Origin of the sequence: Pseudomonas wadenswilerensis (genome assembly GCF_024749185.1) — a bacterium.
Taxonomy (GTDB): Bacteria; Pseudomonadota; Gammaproteobacteria; order Pseudomonadales; family Pseudomonadaceae; genus Aquipseudomonas; species Aquipseudomonas wadenswilerensis.
Genome location: NZ_CP087191.1, coordinates 4943057 through 4963361 on the forward strand (window position 1 = coordinate 4943057; position 20305 = coordinate 4963361).

The following is a 20305-nucleotide window of genomic DNA, read 5'->3' on the forward strand; positions in this document are numbered from 1 at the left end:
GATGACTCCTGGCTCAAAGGGCCTTGACCCCGAGGATTTCCACCTCGAAGTTCAAGGTTTTGCCGGCCAGCGGGTGATTGAAGTCGATGGTCACTTGCGCGTCATCGAATGCTTTCACCACGCCGGGCAACTCCGCATTGGCTGCGTCGTTGAAAATCACCAGCAGGCCTTCGGACAGTTCCATGTCGTTGAACTGCGAGCGGGGAATGATCTGCACGTTCTGCGGGTTCGGCTGGCCGAAGGCGTTCTCCGGGGTGACGGTCACGGTGCGCTTGTCACCGGCCTTGAAGCCGAAGATGGCTGCTTCGAAACCTGGCAGCAGGTTGCCGTCGCCGACCTTGAACACCGCCGGCGCCTTTTCAAAGGTACTGTCGACGGTGTCGCCGTTTTCCAGGTGCAGCGCGAAGTGCAGGGTCACTTCGGTGTTCTGGCCGATACGGGTCTCAGTCATGGACGGGCTCTCCGGACTTTTTGCTCTTGAACATGTCCAGCGCCAGCATCACCGCACCGACGGTAATGGCGCTGTCGGCCAGGTTGAAGGCCGGGAAGTACCAGCGGTTCTGCCAGTGCACGAGGATGAAGTCGACCACGTGGCCAAGCACGATGCGGTCGTACAGGTTGCCCAGCGCGCCGCCGAGCACCAGCGCCAGCGCGACGGCCAGCCAGGTCTCGCTGCGCCCCAGGCGCTTGAGCCAGACCACCAGCACGGCGCTGACCACCACGGCGATCAGGGCGAACAGCCAGCGCTGCCAGCCGGAGCTGTCAGCCAGGAAGCTGAAGGCAGCACCGGTGTTGTAGGCCAGGGTCCAGCTGAAGTAGTCAGGGATGACCACGATCTGCTGGTACAGGCTCAGCGCGCCCTCGAAGTAGAACTTGCTGGCCTGGTCGAGGACCAGGACCAGCACGCTCAGCCACAGCCAGCTGAGGCGCCCGAAGCGCCCCACACCAGGGTTAGGCATAGTGGCGCACCTCGCCTTTGCCGCCGATGTTGTCGGCGCAACGGGCGCAGATTTCCGGGTGCTCGGGGTTCGAGCCCACGTCTGCGCGGAAGTGCCAGCAACGGCCGCACTTGGCATGGCCGGACTTGACCACTTTCAGCTTGAGGCCAGGCACTTCGGTCTCGACCGCATCGGCTGGAGCCTGGGCGAACGGCGCAACGCTGGCCGCCGAGGTGATCAGCACGAAGCGCAGCTCGTCGCCCAGCTTGTTCAGGTCGGCGCTCAGGGCGTCGTCGGCGAACAGGGTGACTTCGGCTTGCAGGTTGCCACCGATGGCCTTGGCCGCACGCTGGTTTTCCAGTTCCTTGTTGACCGCAGTCTTGGCGGCCATCACGCGGTCCCAGTAGGCGCGACCCAGTTCGAAGCCTTCCGGCAACTCGCTCAGGCCTTCGTACCAGGTGTTGAGCATGACCGATTCGTTGCGCTCGCCCGGCAGGTACTGCCACAGCTCGTCGGCGGTGAACGCCAGGATCGGCGCGATCCAGCGCACCAGCGCTTCGCTGATGTGGTACAGCGCGGTCTGGCAGGAACGACGGGCAACACTGTTGGCACCCGTGGTGTACTGACGGTCCTTGATGATGTCCAGGTAGAAGCCGCCCAGCTCCTGCACGCAGAAGTTGTGGATCTTCGAGTAGACGTTCCAGAAGCGGTATTCGCCGTAGTGCTCTTCCAGCTCGCGCTGCAGCAGCAGGGTACGGTCGACCGCCCAGCGGTCCAGCGCCAGCATGTCTTCGGCCGGCAGCAGGTCGCGGGCCGGGTCGAAGCCGGACAGGTTGGAGAGCAGGAAGCGCGCGGTGTTGCGGATACGCCGGTAGGCGTCGGCGCTGCGCTGCAGGATCTGCTCGGAAACCGCCATTTCGCCGGAGTAGTCGGTGGCCGAAACCCACAGGCGCAGGATGTCGGCACCCAGGGTGTCGTTGACCTTCTGCGGCTCGATGGTGTTACCCAGCGACTTGGACATCTTGCGGCCGTTTTCGTCGACGGTGAAGCCGTGAGTCAGCAGCTCGCGGTATGGCGCGTGGTTGTCGATGGCGCAGCCGGTCAGCAGCGAGGAATGGAACCAGCCGCGGTGCTGGTCGGAACCTTCCAGGTACAGGTCGGCGCGCGGGCCGGTTTCGTGGCCGATGCTGTGCGAGCCACGCAGCACGTGCCAGTGGGTGGTGCCGGAGTCGAACCAGACGTCGAGGGTGTCGGCGATCTTGTCGTACTGGCCGGCCTCGTCACCGAGCAGCTCGGCGGCGTCGAGCTTGAACCAGGCTTCGATGCCTTCTTTCTCGACGCGCTTGGCCACTTCTTCCATCAGCTCGACGGTGCGCGGGTGCAGCTCGCCGGTTTGCTTGTCGAGGAAGAACGGGATCGGTACACCCCAGTTACGCTGACGCGAGATGCACCAGTCCGGGCGGTTGGCGATCATCGAGTGCAGGCGCGCCTGGCCCCAGGCCGGGACGAACTTGGTCTCTTCGATGGCCTTGACCGCACGCTCGCGCAGGGTCTCGCCGTTGTCGGGCTGCTTGTCCATGCCGACGAACCATTGCGCAGTGGCGCGATAGATCAACGGGGTCTTGTGGCGCCAGCAGTGCATGTAGCTGTGGCTGATGGTTTCGGTGTGCATCAGCGCACCGACTTCCGAAAGTTTTTCGACGATGGCCGGGTTGGCTTTCCAGATGAACTGGCCGCCGAAGAATTCCAGCGACGGCACGTACACACCGTTGCTCTGCACCGGGGTGAGGATGTCGTCGTTGACCATGCCGTAGCGCTTGCAGGTGACGAAGTCGTCTTCACCATAGGCTGGCGAGGAGTGAACCACACCGGTACCGGCGCCCAGCTCGACGTAGTCAGCCAGGTACACCGGCGACAGACGATCGTAGAACGGGTGACGGAAGTTGATCAGCTCCAGGGCCGAGCCTGGCGCGGTGGCGATTACCGAACCTTCCAGCGAATAACGCTTCAGGCACGATTCGACCAGTTCTTCAGCCAGCACCAGCAGCTTGTCGCCGGTATCGACCAGGGCGTAGTTGAACTCCGGGTGGACGTTCAGCGCCTGGTTGGCCGGGATGGTCCACGGCGTGGTGGTCCAGATCACGATCGAGGCAGGTTTTGCCAGCGACGCCAGGCCGAAGGCGGCGGCCAGCTTGGCGTCATCGACCACCGGGAAGGCGACGTCGATGGTCTGCGATTTCTTGTCGGCGTACTCGACCTCGGCTTCGGCCAGGGCCGAACCGCAATCGAAACACCAGTTGACCGGCTTGAGGCCCTTGAACACGAAGCCGTGCTTGACCATTTCAGCCAGCGCGCGGATTTCACCGGCTTCGTTGGCGAAGTTCATGGTCTTGTACGGGTTGTCCCAGTCGCCCAGCACGCCCAGGCGGATGAACTCGGTCTTCTGCCCTTCGATCTGCTCGGCGGCATAGGCACGGCACAGCTCGCGGGTCTGGTCGGCGCTCAGGTGCTTGCCATGGGTCACTTCAACCTTGTGCTCGATCGGCAGGCCGTGGCAGTCCCAGCCCGGGACGTACGGGGCGTCGAAACCGGACAGGGTCTTGGAGCGGACAATCATGTCCTTGAGAATCTTGTTCAGCGCATGACCGATGTGGATCTTGCCGTTGGCGTAGGGCGGGCCGTCGTGCAGCACGAACTTCGGACGATCCTTGCCAATTTCGCGCAGCTTCTGGTACAGGCCAATGCTGTCCCAACGCTGCAGGATCTGCGGTTCGCGCTGTGGCAGGCCGGCCTTCATCGGGAAGGCGGTGTCCGGAAGGTTTAGCGTGGCTTTATAGTCGGTCATTTCAGGCTCTTCGTTAGCGGTTGACCGTGCCAATGGGCACGTGCGGCGGCGATATCCGCATCGATCGCCGACTTCAGCGCCTCCAGGGAGGCGAATCGCTGCTCTTCACGCAGCTTGTGGTGGAATTCCACCGTCAGACGCCGGCCATAGAGATCGCCGGCAAAATCCAGAAGATGTACTTCCAGGTGGGCTTTGCCATCACCTGAAACGGTTGGCCGTACGCCGATGTTGGCGACACCCGGCCAGTTCTTGCCATCGACTTCGACGCTGACCAGGTAGACACCGGTGAGCGGTACGCGATGGCGCTTGAGCTGGATGTTGGCCGTCGGGGTACCCAGCTGGCGCGCCAGCTTCTGCCCGTGCAGCACGCGCCCGCGGATGCGGAACGGCCGGCCCAGCAGGCGCTCGGCCAGGGCGAAGTCGGCACTGGCCAGGGCATCGCGCACTTGCGTGCTGCTGACCCGCAGGCCGTCGAGCTCGACGGTTTGCGCTTCCTCGACGGTAAAGCCCTGGAGGATGCCGGCTTGCTCGAGGAAGTCGAAATCACCGACCCGGTCGCAGCCGAAGCGGAAATCGTCGCCCACTTCCAGGTGCTTGACGCCCAGGCCGTCGACCAGGATGGTGTCGACGAACTCGGCGGCGCTGAGCTTGCTCAGGCGCTGGTTGAACGCCAGGCACAGCACCCGGTCGACGCCTGCGGCGGCCAGCAGGGCGACCTTGTCGCGCAGGCGGGCCAGGCGCGCGGGCGCGGTGTCGGGGGCAAAGTATTCACGCGGCTGTGGCTCGAAAATCACCACGCAGCTGGGCACGCCCAACTCGTCCGCTCGCTCACGCAGGCGCGCCAGGATTGCCTGGTGGCCGCGGTGAACACCGTCGAAGTTGCCAATAGTGGCGACACAGCCCCGGTGCTGGGGGCGCAGGTTGTGGAGGCCTCGAACCAGCTGCATAACGCGCTTCTTGCTCATAAAGTGGTCGATTATAACCACACCCGGGCGTTGACGACAGGCAGCAGCGTCACCCCGTGGCGTGGAATGTGTAAAACCGACGTCTGACCGTCGTCAGGCCTTAATGCAACGCCTTGCGGGCGAAGTCACGCGGGCGAAAACCAAACAGCACCAGACAGCCGAAATAGGTCACGACCCCGGCCAGGATCAGCGCACCCAGGCGCAGGAAGCGCTCGAGCATCTGCCCTTCGGCCCAGGCCGGCATGTAGTGCATGCCCACCAGCAATACCGCCGACATCAGCAATACCGCCACCACCAGCTTGGCGAGGAACTTGGCCCAGCCCGGTTGTGGCTGGAACAACTGCTGCTGACGCAGCTTCCAGTACAAAAGGCCAGCATTCAGGCAGGCGCCCAGACTGATGGCCAGGGCCAGGCCGGCGTGCTGCAGGTGGGTAATGAAGACCAGGTTGAACAACTGGGTACAGACCAGGGTGAAGATGGCGATCTTCACCGGGGTACGGATGTTCTGTTGGGCATAGAAGCCCGGTGCCAGCACCTTGACCAGAATAATTGCCAGCAGGCCGACCGAGTAAGCGATCAGGGCACGCTGGGTCATCGCCGCATCAAAGGCGCTGAATTTACCGTACTGGAACAACGCCACGGTCAGCGGCTCGGCGAGGATGGCCATGGCCAGGGTGCACGGCAGCACCAGCAAGAAGCACAGGCGCAGGCCCCAGTCGAGGATTCGCGAATACTCGTGGCGGTCACGGTTGGCGTAAGTCTTGGCCAGGGTGGGCAGCAGGATGGTGCCCAGGGCCACGCCAAGCACACCGGACGGCAGTTCCATCAGGCGATCGGCGTAGTACATCCAGGACACCGAGCCCGCCACCAGGAACGAGGCGAAAATGGTGTTGATGATCAGCGAGATCTGGCTGACCGACACCCCGAGGATCGCCGGCAGCATCTGCTTGAGCACCCGCCACACGCCGGTATCGCGCAGGTTAAGGCGCGGCAGCACAAGCATGCCGATCTTCTTCAGGTGTGGCAGCTGGTACAGCAATTGCGCCAGGCCACCGGCCAGCACGCCCCAGGCCAGGGCCATGATCGGCGGATCGAAGTACGGCGTGAGGAACAGGGTAAATCCGATCATCGCCACGTTGAGCAGGGTTGGCACGAAGGCCGGCACCGAAAAACGGTTCCAGGTATTGAGGATGGCCCCGGCCAGCGAGGACAGCGAGATCAGCAATATATAAGGAAAGGTCACCCGCAGCAGGTCGGTGGTCAGCTGGTACTTCTCGGCGCTGTCGACAAAGCCCGGCGCCGTTACCCACACCACCCAGGGCGCGGCGAGGATGCCCAGGGCAGTCACCAGGGCCAGCACCAGGGTCAGCAGGCCGCTGACGTAGGCAATGAAGGTACGGGTCGCCTCCTCGCCTTGCTGGGTCTTGTATTCAGCCAAAATTGGCACGAACGCCTGGGAAAACGCGCCCTCGGCGAAGATGCGCCGCAGCAGGTTGGGCAGTTTGAAGGCAATGAAGAAGGCGTCGGTGGCCACGCCTGCGCCGAACACCCGTGCCAGGATGGTGTCACGGACAAAGCCCAGCACCCGCGAGATCATGGTGATGGAGCTGACCGCGGCCAGGGATTTAAGAAGATTCATCGAAAGTTTTTCACGCCTGAGGATAAAGGGCTGTGCCGCAACGCGCCCAGTTGTGCGATACTCCGCGCCGCAACGCAAGCAGAGCAAAAGCTCCCGAGTTTACAGGTCGTGCCGCAGAAGGGAATCACTCCCTTGTACAGAACGACCACTCAGCGGAACCATGCAAGTGCCCTTGACAACCGATCAACTCATCGGCATGATTCGCGGCCTATTTTGTTTGCTATTTACCAAGTCTTTCGAGGAGCTCGACGGTGGCCAACTCACCTTCCGCCAAAAAACGTGCAAAACAGGCTGAGAAGCGTCGCAGCCACAACGCCAGCCTGCGTTCCATGGTTCGTACCTACATCAAGAATGTAGTTAAAGCCATCGACGCAAAAGACGCCGAAAAAGCGCAAGCTGCTTACACTCTGGCTGTTCCAGTTATCGACCGTATGGCCGATAAAGGTATCATCCACAAGAACAAGGCTGCTCGCCATAAAGGCCGTCTGAATGGCCACATCAAGGCGCTGAAAGAAGCTGCAGCTGCCTAAGCGACATGCTTGTTGAAAAACCGACCCTAGGGTCGGTTTTTTATTGCCTGTGATTCCTGAGATTGACCTTTAACCCTGTGGGAGCTGGCTTGCCAGCGATCGACCGCAAAGCGGTCGCAGCCCAGGCAACACCAGATGGGTAGCCTGGACCGGCCTCATCGCTGGCAAGCCAGCTCCCACAATGGGCTGCAATGCAGCCCGGGCTGTTTGTTACTTACCAATCTGAATCTTCGGTGCCCACTGCAGCCATTCATCCTCGGCCTTGTCGAACAGGGCAAAGGTCTGCTGCGGACGGGCCGGGTTACCGATCTTCTCGCCGTCCGGCGTTGCGAAGGCAATACCGCCCTCGATCAGGGTCTCCAGCGACTCGGTTCGTACCGTAGCGCCCTTGAACAGGCCGATGTCGAAGCCAAAGCCGCTGCTGTTCCAGAAACGGCTTCCACTACGTACCAGCGCTGCGTACCTGGGCTCGATGAGGATGTGGATCAACACCCGATCCGCCGTCTGCCCCAACTCGAAACCGGTAACCTTGCCCACCGGAATCTCGCGGTAGGTCACTGGCACGCCCGGCTTGATCGAACCCCGCCGCGCAGCACTGAGCACCAGCGACAAGCCGGCTTCGCGCTCGGAGAAGTCCGGCGCCTGTGGCAATGCATTGAAGTTGAGCTGTGGCCCTGCGCTTCTCACGGCCGGCTGCACTTCCAGGTACTGACCGGTGACCAGGGTTTCCAGGTTGGCAGTCTTGACGATGCCCAGGGCAGGCTTGACCACCCAGAACTGTGTACCTTCGCGGGCAATGCGCTCCGGCACCTCGGTGATCCGCGCCTTGAGCAGCACCGCCTGCAAATCCTTGGTCAGGTCGACCTGCTCGACCTTGCCGACATCCAGGCCCTTGAAGCGAACCGGCGTGCCCACCTTGAGGCCGTCTGCGCGATCGACACGGATGGTCACCGTGGTTCCGCTGCGGTTGGCTGCTTCCTGGTCTTCATGCAGGAGGAAGAACGGAATACGGCGCTTGAGCTTCACATTCGGGATCGGTGTGTCGAAGGCAATACCGCCAGCCATCAGGCTTTGCAGCGATTCACTCTTGATCTGGATGCCCGACAGGCCACCGCTCAGGGTAATGCCGCTGGCATTCCAGAAGCGCGTCGAACCGTTGACCAGGCCGGCGTACTCTTTCTCGATATGCACGCCGATCAGCAGGCGTTTGCTCTTCTTCGAGAACTGGTAGCTCTGCACCGTACCGACCTTGACCTGACGGTAGAGGATCGGGCTGCCGACTTCCAGCGAACCGAGGTTGTCGCTGTACAGCACCAGATGCAGCCCCGGTGCCTTGAGGTCCAGTGGCGGCGCCTTGGCCCGCGCCTCGAACTCACGCTGCGGTGTCGCGCCCTTGTCGCCCGGGCGGATGGCGATGTAGTTACCTTTGACCAGCGCCTCCAGGCCGGTAATACCGGCCAGGGAGATCGATGGTTTGACCACCCAGAACTGCGTGCCGTCGACCAGGTAGTCTTCGGCCAGCGGATCGAGGGTCAGCTCGGCCATGGCGCTAGCCAGGTCGGCATCGACCTTGAGGGTCTTCAGCGAGCCGACCTGGATACCTTTGTACATTACCGGAGTACGCCCGGCCTGCAGGCCCTCGAAGTCGCTTAGCTTGACCTTGACGCGAATACCGGCCTGGGCCGCATCGAAGTCTTCGTACAGGCGGAACGGCAGGTTCGGATCGGTTGGCGGGCTGTCCTTGCGGTGCTCGGGCGTGGCGAAGGCGATGCCGCCGGCGACAATACTGGCCAGCGATTCACTACGGACCTTCACTCCGGAAAGGTCGGCATCGATGCTGACGCCGCTGGCGTTCCAGAACCGCGTATGTTTGCGCACAAGGGCGGCATAGGCCGGCTCGATGAACACCTTGATCTCGACCGTACCCTGGTCTTCGGCCAGGCGATAGCTCTTCACCCGGCCGACCTGGATCTGCTTGTAGAACACCGGGCTGTCGCGGTTGAGCGAGCCCAGGCGGTCAGCCTTGAGGGTCAGGTGCAGGCCCGGCTCGCTGTCGGACAACGGCGGCGCCTCATCCAGCGCCTTGAAGCGCTTGGTCGGCTCGCCCTGCCCCGGGCTCACGGCAATGTAGTTGCCTGAGACCAAGGTTTCCAGGCCGGTGATCCCGGCCAGGCTGACGCTCGGCTTGACCAGCCAGAAGCGCGTCCCGGTGTTCAGGTGCGGCTCGGCTTCCTTGTTCATCTCAATGGTGGCGATGACCCCGGTATTGCTGCCCTTGGCATCCAGTACCAGCTCTTTCACCTTACCGACCGACATACCCTTGAAGACCACTTCGGTCTTGTTGGCGACGATACCTTCACCGCTTTCAAAGCGGACCTGGATGTTCACCCCTGACTCGCGATAGGCCTGCCAGCCAAGCCAGCCACCGATCACCAGGGCGATCAGGGGCAATATCCATATGGCCGACCAGTTCGAAGCTGGGCGGGTTTTAGCCGTAGGCAAATCACTCATGGTCGTCATCCGACTCCGTGTTATCCCAAATCAGTCGGGGATCGAAGGTTACTGCAGCGAGCATCGTCAGAATCACCACACTGGCGAAGGCGACGGCGCCCAGATTGGCTTCGACACTGGCGATCCTGCCGAAATTCACCACCGCCACCAAAATGGCGATCACGAAAATATCCAGCATCGACCAGCGTCCGATGAATTCGATGAAGCGGTACATCAGAATCCGTTGCCGCGCCGACAACGGTTGGTGGCGCTGCACCGAATAAAGCAGCAGGGCAATGCCCACCAGCTTGAAGGTCGGCACCAGGATACTGGCGATGAACACCACCGCAGCGATCGGCAGCATGCCGTGCTTCATCAGGGTGATGACGCCGGACATGATGGTGTCCGGACTGCCCTGCCCCAAGGCGCTGACGGTCATGATCGGCAGCACATTGGCCGGGATGTACAAGATTGCCGAGGTCATCAGCAACGCCCAGGTTCGCACCAGGCTGTTTGGCCGCCGTGCGTGCACCACTGCGCCACAGCGGGTGCAGGTTTGCGCGTCACTGTCCGGCTCCTGGCGATTCAGCTCGTGGCATTCACCACAAACCAGAATGCCAGCATCAATCGCACGCATGCAGGTCTTCCCCCGATAAAGCGCTCCATATCTGGTGGGGCGACATCACCACCTCCAGCCACACCTGCACCAACAACAAACTGATAAAGCAGGCCAGGCCCAGGCCCAGGCTCAGCTCCGCCAGGTCGACCAGCTTGACCATCGCCACCAGCACACCCATGAAATAGACCTCGAGCATGCCCCAATCGCGTAGATGGTGATAAATCCGATAGAGCAACAAACCGTAACTGCGGCCGATGTTCAGGCGAATGCTCAACAGCACAGCCAGCTGGCACAGCAGTTTGAGCAAGGGAATGGCCATGCTGCAAAGAAACACCACCACTGCCACGCCGCGCATACCGGTGTTGTACAACCCGACCACGCCACTCCAGACGGTGTCGTCGGAGCTTTGGCCGAGCAGGTGCAATTGCATGATCGGCAAGAAGTTGGCCGGTACATAGAGCAGCAAGGCTGCCAGCACCAGGGCCAGGCTGCGCTGGACCACATTGTGCCGATGGGCGTAGAGCTCGTAGCCACAGCGCGGGCAGTGGGCCTTTTCGTCCTGCTTGAGCACAGGCTTGCGCATCAGCAGGTCGCATTCGTGACAGGCCACCAGGTCATTGAGGGGCAAGTCGGCGAGCTGATGGGGGTCGGCAGGTTCTGACATAGTGAACTTCTGAGTCAACGCGAGGGCGCTATTCTAACCGATGTAGGAGCGGGCTTGCCCCGCGATACCCTTCTGTCAGCCACATCGCATCGCGGGGCAAGTCGAGGCGTCGCACCGCCGCTCCCACAGGGACAGTGCGCACAGAGGAAAATGCCAGAAAGACAAAACCCCTACCTGCATACGCAGATAGGGGTTTCGGAATTTAATCTTGACGATGACCTACTCTCACATGGGGAAACCCCACACTACCATCGGCGATGCATCGTTTCACTGCTGAGTTCGGGATGGGATCAGGTGGTTCCAATGCTCTATGGTCGTCAAGAAATTCTGTTGCCAGAAGGTCTTGTTAGACACTCCAGCGAATCGGGTATGTGATGCTTGTGAGTTACAAATTCTCGGCTTTGCAGTCTTCACTACCGCAATTTGGCCTGCTCTTTATTTAGGAGCAGCAAATTGCTTGGGTGTTATATGGTCAAGCCTCACGGGCAATTAGTATTGGTTAGCTCAACGCCTCACAGCGCTTACACACCCAACCTATCAACGTCGTAGTCTTCGACGGCCCTTCAGGGAGCTCAAGGCTCCAGTGAGATCTCATCTTGAGGCAAGTTTCCCGCTTAGATGCTTTCAGCGGTTATCTCTTCCGAACATAGCTACCCGGCAATGCCACTGGCGTGACAACCGGAACACCAGAGGTTCGTCCACTCCGGTCCTCTCGTACTAGGAGCAGCCCCTCTCAAATCTCAAACGTCCACGGCAGATAGGGACCGAACTGTCTCACGACGTTCTAAACCCAGCTCGCGTACCACTTTAAATGGCGAACAGCCATACCCTTGGGACCGGCTTCAGCCCCAGGATGTGATGAGCCGACATCGAGGTGCCAAACACCGCCGTCGATATGAACTCTTGGGCGGTATCAGCCTGTTATCCCCGGAGTACCTTTTATCCGTTGAGCGATGGCCCTTCCATACAGAACCACCGGATCACTAAGACCTACTTTCGTACCTGCTCGACGTGTCTGTCTCGCAGTCAAGCGCGCTTTTGCCTTTATACTCTACGACCGATTTCCGACCGGTCTGAGCGCACCTTCGTACTCCTCCGTTACTCTTTAGGAGGAGACCGCCCCAGTCAAACTACCCACCATACACTGTCCTCGATCCGGATAACGGACCTGAGTTAGAACCTCAAAGTTGCCAGGGTGGTATTTCAAGGATGGCTCCACGCGAACTGGCGTCCACGCTTCAAAGCCTCCCACCTATCCTACACAAGCAAATTCAAAGTCCAGTGCAAAGCTATAGTAAAGGTTCACGGGGTCTTTCCGTCTAGCCGCGGATACACTGCATCTTCACAGCGATTTCAATTTCACTGAGTCTCGGGTGGAGACAGCGCCGCCATCGTTACGCCATTCGTGCAGGTCGGAACTTACCCGACAAGGAATTTCGCTACCTTAGGACCGTTATAGTTACGGCCGCCGTTTACCGGGGCTTCGATCAAGAGCTTCGCGTTAGCTAACCCCATCAATTAACCTTCCGGCACCGGGCAGGCGTCACACCCTATACGTCCACTTTCGTGTTTGCAGAGTGCTGTGTTTTTAATAAACAGTCGCAGCGGCCTGGTATCTTCGACCGGCATGGGCTTACGGAGCAAGTCCTTCACCCTCACCGGCGCACCTTCTCCCGAAGTTACGGTGCCATTTTGCCTAGTTCCTTCACCCGAGTTCTCTCAAGCGCCTTGGTATTCTCTACCCAACCACCTGTGTCGGTTTGGGGTACGGTTCCTAGTTATCTGAAGCTTAGAAGCTTTTCTTGGAAGCATGGCATCAACCACTTCGTCGCCTAAAGGCAACTCGTCATCAGCTCTCGGCCTTAAGATCCCGGATTTACCTAAGATCTCAGCCTACCACCTTAAACTTGGACAACCAACGCCAAGCTGGCCTAGCCTTCTCCGTCCCTCCATCGCAATAACTAGAAGTACAGGAATATTAACCTGTTTTCCATCGACTACGCTTTTCAGCCTCGCCTTAGGGACCGACTAACCCTGCGTCGATTAACGTTGCGCAGGAAACCTTGGTCTTTCGGCGTGGGAGTTTTTCACTCCCATTGTCGTTACTCATGTCAGCATTCGCACTTCTGATACCTCCAGCAAGCTTCTCAACTCACCTTCACAGGCTTACAGAACGCTCCTCTACCGCGTCACCTAAGTGACACCCGTAGCTTCGGTGTATGGTTTGAGCCCCGTTACATCTTCCGCGCAGGCCGACTCGACTAGTGAGCTATTACGCTTTCTTTAAAGGGTGGCTGCTTCTAAGCCAACCTCCTAGCTGTCTAAGCCTTCCCACATCGTTTCCCACTTAACCATAACTTTGGGACCTTAGCTGACGGTCTGGGTTGTTTCCCTTTTCACGACGGACGTTAGCACCCGCCGTGTGTCTCCCATGCTCGGCACTTGTAGGTATTCGGAGTTTGCATCGGTTTGGTAAGTCGGGATGACCCCCTAGCCGAAACAGTGCTCTACCCCCTACAGTGATACATGAGGCGCTACCTAAATAGCTTTCGAGGAGAACCAGCTATCTCCGAGCTTGATTAGCCTTTCACTCCGATCCACAGGTCATCCGCTAACTTTTCAACGGTAGTCGGTTCGGTCCTCCAGTCAGTGTTACCTAACCTTCAACCTGCCCATGGATAGATCGCCCGGTTTCGGGTCTATACCCAGCGACTAAACGCGCTATTAACACTCGCTTTCGCTACGCCTCCCCTATTCGGTTAAGCTCGCCACTGAATATAAGTCGCTGACCCATTATACAAAAGGTACGCAGTCACCTAACAAAGTAGGCTCCCACTGCTTGTACGCATACGGTTTCAGGATCTATTTCACTCCCCTCTCCGGGGTTCTTTTCGCCTTTCCCTCACGGTACTGGTTCACTATCGGTCAGTCAGTAGTATTTAGCCTTGGAGGATGGTCCCCCCATATTCAGACAAAGTTTCTCGTGCTCCGTCCTACTCGATTTCATGACTAAGAGATTTTCGCGTACAGGGCTATCACCCACTATGGCCGCACTTTCCAGAGCGTTCCGCTAATCTCAAAGCCACTTAAGGGCTAGTCCCCGTTCGCTCGCCACTACTAAGGGAATCTCGGTTGATTTCTTTTCCTCAGGGTACTTAGATGTTTCAGTTCCCCTGGTTCGCCTCTTGCACCTATGTATTCAGTACAAGATACTCAGCTTATGCTGAGTGGGTTCCCCCATTCAGAGATCTCCGGATCAAAGTCTGTTTGCCGACTCCCCGAAGCTTATCGCAGGCTACCACGTCTTTCATCGCCTCTGACTGCCAAGGCATCCACCGTATGCGCTTCTTCACTTGACCATATAACCCCAAGCAATCTGGTTATACTGTGAAGACAACATTCGCCGAAAACTTGTAATTACTCACAAATTTTACCTTAGCCTGAACACACACCAGTGAAAGTGCTGTCCAGTCTATCTTTCTATCACATACCCAAATTTTTAAAGAACGATTCTGAAAAAGTTCAGAAATCAATATTCGAGCCGAATATTCATTTCTAAGCTTTGACGTAAGGTGGTGGAGCCAAGCGGGATCGAACCGCTGACCTCCTGCGTGCAAGGCAGGCGCTCTCCCAGCTGAGCTATGGCCCCGTATTGCTACAGGCTGCACCACATGTAATTGGTGGGTCTGGGCAGATTCGAACTGCCGACCTCACCCTTATCAGGGGTGCGCTCTAACCAACTGAGCTACAGACCCAATCGTCTTCTTCAATGAATCAAGCAATTCGTGTGGGAGCTCATAAGACAGCTGATGTCTGTCGATTAAGGAGGTGATCCAGCCGCAGGTTCCCCTACGGCTACCTTGTTACGACTTCACCCCAGTCATGAATCACACCGTGGTAACCGTCCTCCCGAAGGTTAGACTAGCTACTTCTGGTGCAACCCACTCCCATGGTGTGACGGGCGGTGTGTACAAGGCCCGGGAACGTATTCACCGCGACATTCTGATTCGCGATTACTAGCGATTCCGACTTCACGCAGTCGAGTTGCAGACTGCGATCCGGACTACGATCGGTTTTGTGAGATTAGCTCCACCTCGCGGCTTGGCAACCCTCTGTACCGACCATTGTAGCACGTGTGTAGCCCAGGCCGTAAGGGCCATGATGACTTGACGTCATCCCCACCTTCCTCCGGTTTGTCACCGGCAGTCTCCTTAGAGTGCCCACCATAACGTGCTGGTAACTAAGGACAAGGGTTGCGCTCGTTACGGGACTTAACCCAACATCTCACGACACGAGCTGACGACAGCCATGCAGCACCTGTGTCAGAGTTCCCGAAGGCACCAATCCATCTCTGGAAAGTTCTCTGCATGTCAAGGCCTGGTAAGGTTCTTCGCGTTGCTTCGAATTAAACCACATGCTCCACCGCTTGTGCGGGCCCCCGTCAATTCATTTGAGTTTTAACCTTGCGGCCGTACTCCCCAGGCGGTCAACTTAATGCGTTAGCTGCGCCACTAAAATCTCAAGGATTCCAACGGCTAGTTGACATCGTTTACGGCGTGGACTACCAGGGTATCTAATCCTGTTTGCTCCCCACGCTTTCGCACCTCAGTGTCAGTATGAGCCCAGGTGGTCGCCTTCGCCACTGGTGTTCCTTCCTATATCTACGCATTTCACCGCTACACAGGAAATTCCACCACCCTCTGCCCTACTCTAGCTCGCCAGTTTTGGATGCAGTTCCCAGGTTGAGCCCGGGGATTTCACATCCAACTTAACGAACCACCTACGCGCGCTTTACGCCCAGTAATTCCGATTAACGCTTGCACCCTCTGTATTACCGCGGCTGCTGGCACAGAGTTAGCCGGTGCTTATTCTGTCGGTAACGTCAAAATACTCACGTATTAGGTAAGTACCCTTCCTCCCAACTTAAAGTGCTTTACAATCCGAAGACCTTCTTCACACACGCGGCATGGCTGGATCAGGCTTTCGCCCATTGTCCAATATTCCCCACTGCTGCCTCCCGTAGGAGTCTGGACCGTGTCTCAGTTCCAGTGTGACTGATCATCCTCTCAGACCAGTTACGGATCGTCGCCTTGGTGAGCCATTACCTCACCAACTAGCTAATCCGACCTAGGCTCATCTGATAGCGCAAGGCCCGAAGGTCCCCTGCTTTCCCCCGTAGGGCGTATGCGGTATTAGCGTTCCTTTCGAAACGTTGTCCCCCACTACCAGGCAGATTCCTAGGTATTACTCACCCGTCCGCCGCTGAATCGAAGAGCAAGCTCTTCTCATCCGCTCGACTTGCATGTGTTAGGCCTGCCGCCAGCGTTCAATCTGAGCCATGATCAAACTCTTCAGTTCAATACTGCTTGGGTTTTGAAAAAACCCTAAACTTGGCTCAGCAATCTCAAATGACTTACTTTCAAATCTTTCGATTTTTCGTGTAGCCACTTGTGATGCTGATAATCTTTTTGACTATCAGTCTGAGCTCACAAGCACCCACACGAATTGCTTGATTCAGTTGTTAAAGAGCGGTTGGTTAAGAGCTTTTCGTCTCAACCGAGGCGCGCATTCTACGCTTTCCTCAGAGCCTGTCAAGCGTTTATTTTGAAGTTTTTCAGATGCTTTCGATTAAAAAGCCTTTCAACTTCAACCACTTGACTCGCTGCGATCTCTCGTCAGCGGGAGGCGAATTCTACAGCGTTTCAAACCGCTGTCAACTGCCTTTTCACCGCTGTCGATCTTTCGATCGAAGCCCTTCCGGATGACCCTGGAACCGCTAACTCTTTGAAACTCAAGGAGTTTTCAGTTCCGACTGCGCCGGAAGTGGGGCGAATTATAGACAGATCCACAGGGGCGTCAAGCACTTATTTAAGCTTTTGTTACAGGTGCCGTTTTACGCACTGCCAGGCGCGGGATTCGCCGCTCCAGCGCAGGAATACGCAAGGCCAACAGGAACAAGCCGATAGCAGCGTATATGACCCACTCTTTAAGGTCGGCGCGTACTACCCAGAGAAAGTGCAACAAGCCCAGCCCCAGAATCACGTAAACCAGTTTGTGCAACTTCTTCCAGCGCGCGCCGAGACGGCGCTGACTGTATCGATTGGAAGTGACCGCTAAAACCAGCAAGCCCAAAAAGCCCAGCATCCCGACAATGATGTAAGGACGCTTGCTTAGCTCAACCCCCAACTGCCCCCAGTCCAGCCCCAGGACGAAGAACATGTAGGCACTCAGGTGCAGCACTATATAAGCAAAGCACCACAGCCCCAGCTGGCGCCGCGAGACAATCCAGCCCGCCCAGCCGGTAAGGCGCTGCAAGGGCGTCATGCTCAGGGTTATCAACAGGAAGATCAAAGCCCCCAGCCCCAGGCGATCGACCAGGATCTTGCCCGGATCCGGCCCAAGGGCTTCCATGGCTGCTTCATACAACCACCATAGCGGCCAGACACTGGCCAAGATAAAGATGCCGAGCCTGAAGAGTGGATAACGCATCAGTAGTTCTTCCGCAGGTCGAGGCCGCTGTACAGCCCTGCCACTTCTTCGGCATAGCCATTGAACATCTGCGTGGGCCGCACATTGGGACTGAACAGGCCACTGGGCAGGCGCCGCTCACGGGCCTGGGTCCAGCGCGGGTGATCAACCTCGGGGTTCACGTTGGCGTAGAAGCCATATTCTTCTGGAGCAATCGCCTGCCAGGTGGTGCGCGGCTGCTCTTCGACCAGGCTGATGCGCACGATCGACTTGATGCTCTTGAAGCCGTACTTCCAAGGCACCACTAGACGCAACGGCGCACCGTTCTGGTTGGGCAGTTCGCGCCCGTACATGCCAACGGCGAGGATCGCCAGCGGGTTCATCGCCTCATCCAGGCGCAAGCCTTCTATATAAGGCCAGTCGATCAGGGCAAAGCTTGAGCGCTGACCAGGCATGCTCTTCGGGTCCTGCAGGGTTTCGAAGCGAATGAAACGGGCCTTGGAGGTTGGCTCGACCTGATCAAGCAGCGCCGATAAAGGAAAGCCCAGCCAGGGGATGACCATCGACCAGGCTTCCACGCAGCGCAGGCGATAGATGCGCTCCTCCAGTTGGTAGGGTTTCATGAAGTCTTCCAGGGCATAGCGCCCGGGCTTGCCTACTTCACCATCCACCACCACGGTCCAGGGCTCGGTTTTAAGGCTGCCGGCATTGGCCGCCGGATCGCCCTTGTCGGTGCCGAACTCATAGAAGTTGTTGTAGTGGGTGGCATCCTTGAACGGCGTGATCGCCTCCCCCGGCGCCGTCACTGCTTGCCACTTGGTAGCGACGAGCTTCTCGCTGAACCAGCCAGGCGCCCTGCCCGCCTCGACATCGGCATAGCGCGATGCGTCGGCAGCACTGGCCCACCGCGGCAGCGCGGTTGCCGCGATGGCAGCCAGCGACCCGCCGAGCATGGCGCGGCGCGAGACATAAAGGGATTCGGGGGTGACATCCGATTCTTTGCAATCGGAGGCTTTGGACAGCTTGATGAGCATGATGGCTCCGTAGAACTGGAGGACTGATGCACCAGTAGACTACGGAGCCCGAGCGAAATTACATCACTCGATGTTTTTGCGCCGACGCATGCGCAACAGGTATTGCACAGGGCCGGAGGCCGCATAGCCGAGGAACACCAGCAGCAGGATGCGCGGTGGATCACTGAAGACTACCGCGAACACCAGCACCACGGCGAGGATCGCTACGAACGGTACGCGTCCCTTGAGATCCAGTTCCTTGAAGCTGTTGTACTTGATGTTGCTGACCATCAGCATACCGGCCGCAGCCACCAGCAGCGCCACCAGGAACGACAGTTTCGAACCCTGGATGCCGTAGTCGCTGAAGGCCCAGACGGTACCGGCCACCACACCGGCAGCAGCCGGGCTGGCCAGGCCGATGAAGTAGCGCTTGTCAGCCTTGCCGACCTGGGTGTTGAAGCGCGCCAGACGCAGCGCGGCGCCAGCTACATAGATGAAGGCGACCATCCAGCCGACCTTGCCCATGTCTCCCAGGGCCCAGCCAAAGGCCAGCAACGCCGGGGCGACACCGAAGGCGACCATGTCCGACAGCGAGTCGTACTCGGCACCAAAGGCGCTCTGGGTGTTGGTCATGCGTGCCACACGGCCGTCCAGGCCATCGAGGACCATGGCGACGAAAATGGCGATAGCGGCGAAGGCGAAATACTTGCTCGCCTCACGTGGATCACCCGCGCTGAGGGCCGCCTGGGCACTCATGGAGTTGATGATCGAATAGAAACCGGCGAACAGGTTCGCAGTGGTGAACAGGTTGGGCAGCAGATAGATGCCGCGATGCCGAACCTTGCGTCCTTCGGCGTCATGCCCTTCTTCAACATGCTCATCGATCGGTAGCAGGCTTTCGGCGTCAGAGGCCTTGTTCGGCTCTTCGGGACGTTCGCTCATGGACATTACCTTGCAACGGTGTGGAAAGTTTCGACAGACGTCTGCGACGAGGGTTCGCCGACAAACGATGAAGCTTTATACCAGAAGCTGACCGCCTAAACGAAAAAACGCGGCCGAAGCCGCGTTTTCATCGCATCAGGACAAGATCAGTTCTTGGCCTTGTCGACGATTTTGTTCGCCGCGATCCAAGGCATCATCGAGCGCAGTTGCTCGCCGATGACTTCGATGCCGTGAGCAGCGTTGTTACGACGCTTGGCGGTCATCGAAGGATAGCCGGTGGCGCCTTCGCTGATGAACATCTTGGCGTACTCGCCGTCCTGGATGCGCTTCAGAGCGTTGCGCATGGCCTGACGGGATTCGGCGTTGATGACTTCAGGGCCGGTCACGTACTCGCCGTATTCGGCGTTGTTGGAGATCGAGTAGTTCATGTTGGCGATGCCGCCTTCGTACATGAGGTCAACGATCAGCTTCAGTTCGTGCAGGCACTCGAAGTAGGCCATCTCTGGCGCGTAGCCCGCTTCAACCAGGGTTTCGAAACCGGCTTTGACCAGCTCGACGGTACCACCGCACAGAACAGCCTGCTCGCCGAACAGGTCGGTTTCGGTCTCGTCCTTGAAGGTGGTTTCGATGATGCCGGTACGGCCGCCACCGACGCCAGCGGCGTAGGACAGGGCAACGTTCTTGGCATTGCCGGAAGCATCCTGGTAGATCGCGATCAGGTCAGGGATACCGCCGCCTTTGACGAATTCAGAACGCACGGTGTGACCTGGCGCTTTTGGCGCGATCATGATCACGTCCAGGTCGGCGCGTGGGACAACCTGGTTGTAGTGGATGGCGAAACCGTGGGAGAAGGCCAGGGTGGCGCCCTTCTTGATGTTCGGCTCGACTTCGTTCTTGTACAGCTGGGACTGGAACTCGTCCGGGGTCAGGATCATGACCAGGTCGGCACCGGCAACAGCGGTCGCTACATCGGCAACTTTCAGGCCGTGAGCTTCGGCTTTGGCAACGGTGTTCGAACCTTTACGCAGACCGACAGTGACATCCACACCGGAGTCTTTCAGGTTGCACGCTTGAGCGTGGCCCTGGGAGCCGTAACCGATGATGGCAACTTTCTTGCCCTGGATGATGGAAAGGTCACAGTCTTTGTCGTAATAAACTTTCATGAAAATACCCCTGTTATCTCGGCCCATAG

13 protein-coding genes, 2 tRNA genes and 3 rRNA genes are annotated in these 20305 nt (G+C 58.5%); 1 reads left to right on the forward strand and 17 read right to left on the reverse strand.

Annotated elements, in window-relative coordinates; all coding sequences use genetic code 11:
* Nucleotides 1-13: 13 nt before the first annotated feature.
* The 5 genes from fkpB to murJ form a co-directional block, all read right to left on the reverse strand.
* Nucleotides 14-451, reverse strand: a complete 438-nt coding sequence (fkpB, locus tag LOY45_RS22670) for an FKBP-type peptidyl-prolyl cis-trans isomerase (RefSeq protein ID WP_115085281.1) — start codon at nt 449-451, stop codon at nt 14-16.
* On the reverse strand, nt 444-959 hold the full coding sequence (gene lspA / locus LOY45_RS22675) for a signal peptidase II (RefSeq protein ID WP_115085280.1): 516 nt from the start codon (nt 957-959) through the stop codon (nt 444-446). Before lspA ends, fkpB begins: the two co-directional genes overlap by 8 nt.
* Nucleotides 952-3783, reverse strand: a complete 2832-nt coding sequence (gene ileS, locus LOY45_RS22680) for an isoleucine--tRNA ligase (RefSeq protein WP_134061356.1) — start codon at nt 3781-3783, stop codon at nt 952-954. The genes lspA and ileS overlap by 8 nt, the downstream gene beginning before the upstream one ends.
* The gene (gene ribF, locus LOY45_RS22685; protein WP_115085278.1) at nt 3780-4730 is read right to left on the reverse strand and encodes a bifunctional riboflavin kinase/FAD synthetase; all 951 of its coding nucleotides are present in this window, start codon (nt 4728-4730) and stop codon (nt 3780-3782) included. The genes ileS and ribF overlap by 4 nt, the downstream gene beginning before the upstream one ends.
* A gap of 118 nt (nt 4731-4848) precedes the next feature.
* Nucleotides 4849-6387 carry a murein biosynthesis integral membrane protein MurJ gene (murJ, locus tag LOY45_RS22690; RefSeq protein ID WP_115085277.1) on the reverse strand — a complete coding sequence of 513 codons (1539 nt, stop codon included), beginning with the start codon at nt 6385-6387 and terminating at the stop codon, nt 4849-4851.
* Between the two features lie 251 nt (nt 6388-6638).
* Between murJ and rpsT the strand changes: the two genes are divergently transcribed.
* Nucleotides 6639-6917, forward strand: coding sequence for a 30S ribosomal protein S20 (gene rpsT / locus LOY45_RS22695; protein WP_010220592.1), 279 nt, complete (start codon nt 6639-6641; stop codon nt 6915-6917).
* A gap of 210 nt (nt 6918-7127) precedes the next feature.
* Here rpsT and LOY45_RS22700 read toward each other — a convergent pair whose 3' ends face one another.
* From LOY45_RS22700 to ilvC, 12 genes are all read right to left on the reverse strand, one after another.
* Nucleotides 7128-9428: a PqiB family protein gene (locus tag LOY45_RS22700; RefSeq protein ID WP_115085276.1), complete on the reverse strand. Its 2301-nt coding sequence runs from the start codon at nt 9426-9428 to the stop codon at nt 7128-7130.
* Nucleotides 9421-10044, reverse strand: coding sequence for a paraquat-inducible protein A (locus tag LOY45_RS22705; protein WP_115085275.1), 624 nt, complete (start codon nt 10042-10044; stop codon nt 9421-9423). Before LOY45_RS22705 ends, LOY45_RS22700 begins: the two co-directional genes overlap by 8 nt.
* Entirely contained in the window at nt 10031-10690 is a 660-nt protein-coding gene (locus tag LOY45_RS22710; protein WP_115085274.1) for a paraquat-inducible protein A, read from the reverse strand. Before LOY45_RS22710 ends, LOY45_RS22705 begins: the two co-directional genes overlap by 14 nt.
* Nucleotides 10691-10896: 206 nt before the next feature.
* Nucleotides 10897-11012, reverse strand: a 5S ribosomal RNA gene (gene rrf, locus LOY45_RS22715).
* A gap of 146 nt (nt 11013-11158) precedes the next feature.
* Nucleotides 11159-14049 (reverse strand): 23S ribosomal RNA (locus LOY45_RS22720).
* A 214-nt stretch (nt 14050-14263) separates the two neighbouring features.
* A tRNA-Ala gene (locus LOY45_RS22725) sits at nt 14264-14339 on the reverse strand.
* A 29-nt stretch (nt 14340-14368) separates the two neighbouring features.
* Nucleotides 14369-14445: transfer RNA gene (locus LOY45_RS22730), tRNA-Ile, on the reverse strand.
* Between the two features lie 66 nt (nt 14446-14511).
* Nucleotides 14512-16048 (reverse strand): 16S ribosomal RNA (locus LOY45_RS22735).
* The 16S, 23S and 5S rRNA genes sit together here with 2 tRNA genes alongside, the layout of an rRNA operon.
* A 510-nt stretch (nt 16049-16558) precedes the next feature.
* Nucleotides 16559-17179 carry a protein-methionine-sulfoxide reductase heme-binding subunit MsrQ gene (gene msrQ / locus LOY45_RS22740; RefSeq protein ID WP_115085265.1) on the reverse strand — a complete coding sequence of 207 codons (621 nt, stop codon included), beginning with the start codon at nt 17177-17179 and terminating at the stop codon, nt 16559-16561.
* Nucleotides 17179-18192 carry a protein-methionine-sulfoxide reductase catalytic subunit MsrP gene (gene msrP, locus LOY45_RS22745; RefSeq protein WP_115085264.1) on the reverse strand — a complete coding sequence of 338 codons (1014 nt, stop codon included), beginning with the start codon at nt 18190-18192 and terminating at the stop codon, nt 17179-17181. The genes msrQ and msrP overlap by 1 nt, the downstream gene beginning before the upstream one ends.
* 63 nt (nt 18193-18255) lie before the next feature.
* Nucleotides 18256-19113, reverse strand: a complete 858-nt coding sequence (gene pssA, locus LOY45_RS22750) for a CDP-diacylglycerol--serine O-phosphatidyltransferase (protein WP_010223018.1) — start codon at nt 19111-19113, stop codon at nt 18256-18258.
* 146 nt (nt 19114-19259) lie between these two features.
* A complete protein-coding gene (gene ilvC / locus LOY45_RS22755; protein WP_045199667.1) occupies nt 19260-20276 on the reverse strand; it encodes a ketol-acid reductoisomerase in 1017 nt (338 codons plus the stop codon).
* Nucleotides 20277-20305: the final 29 nt, after the last annotated feature.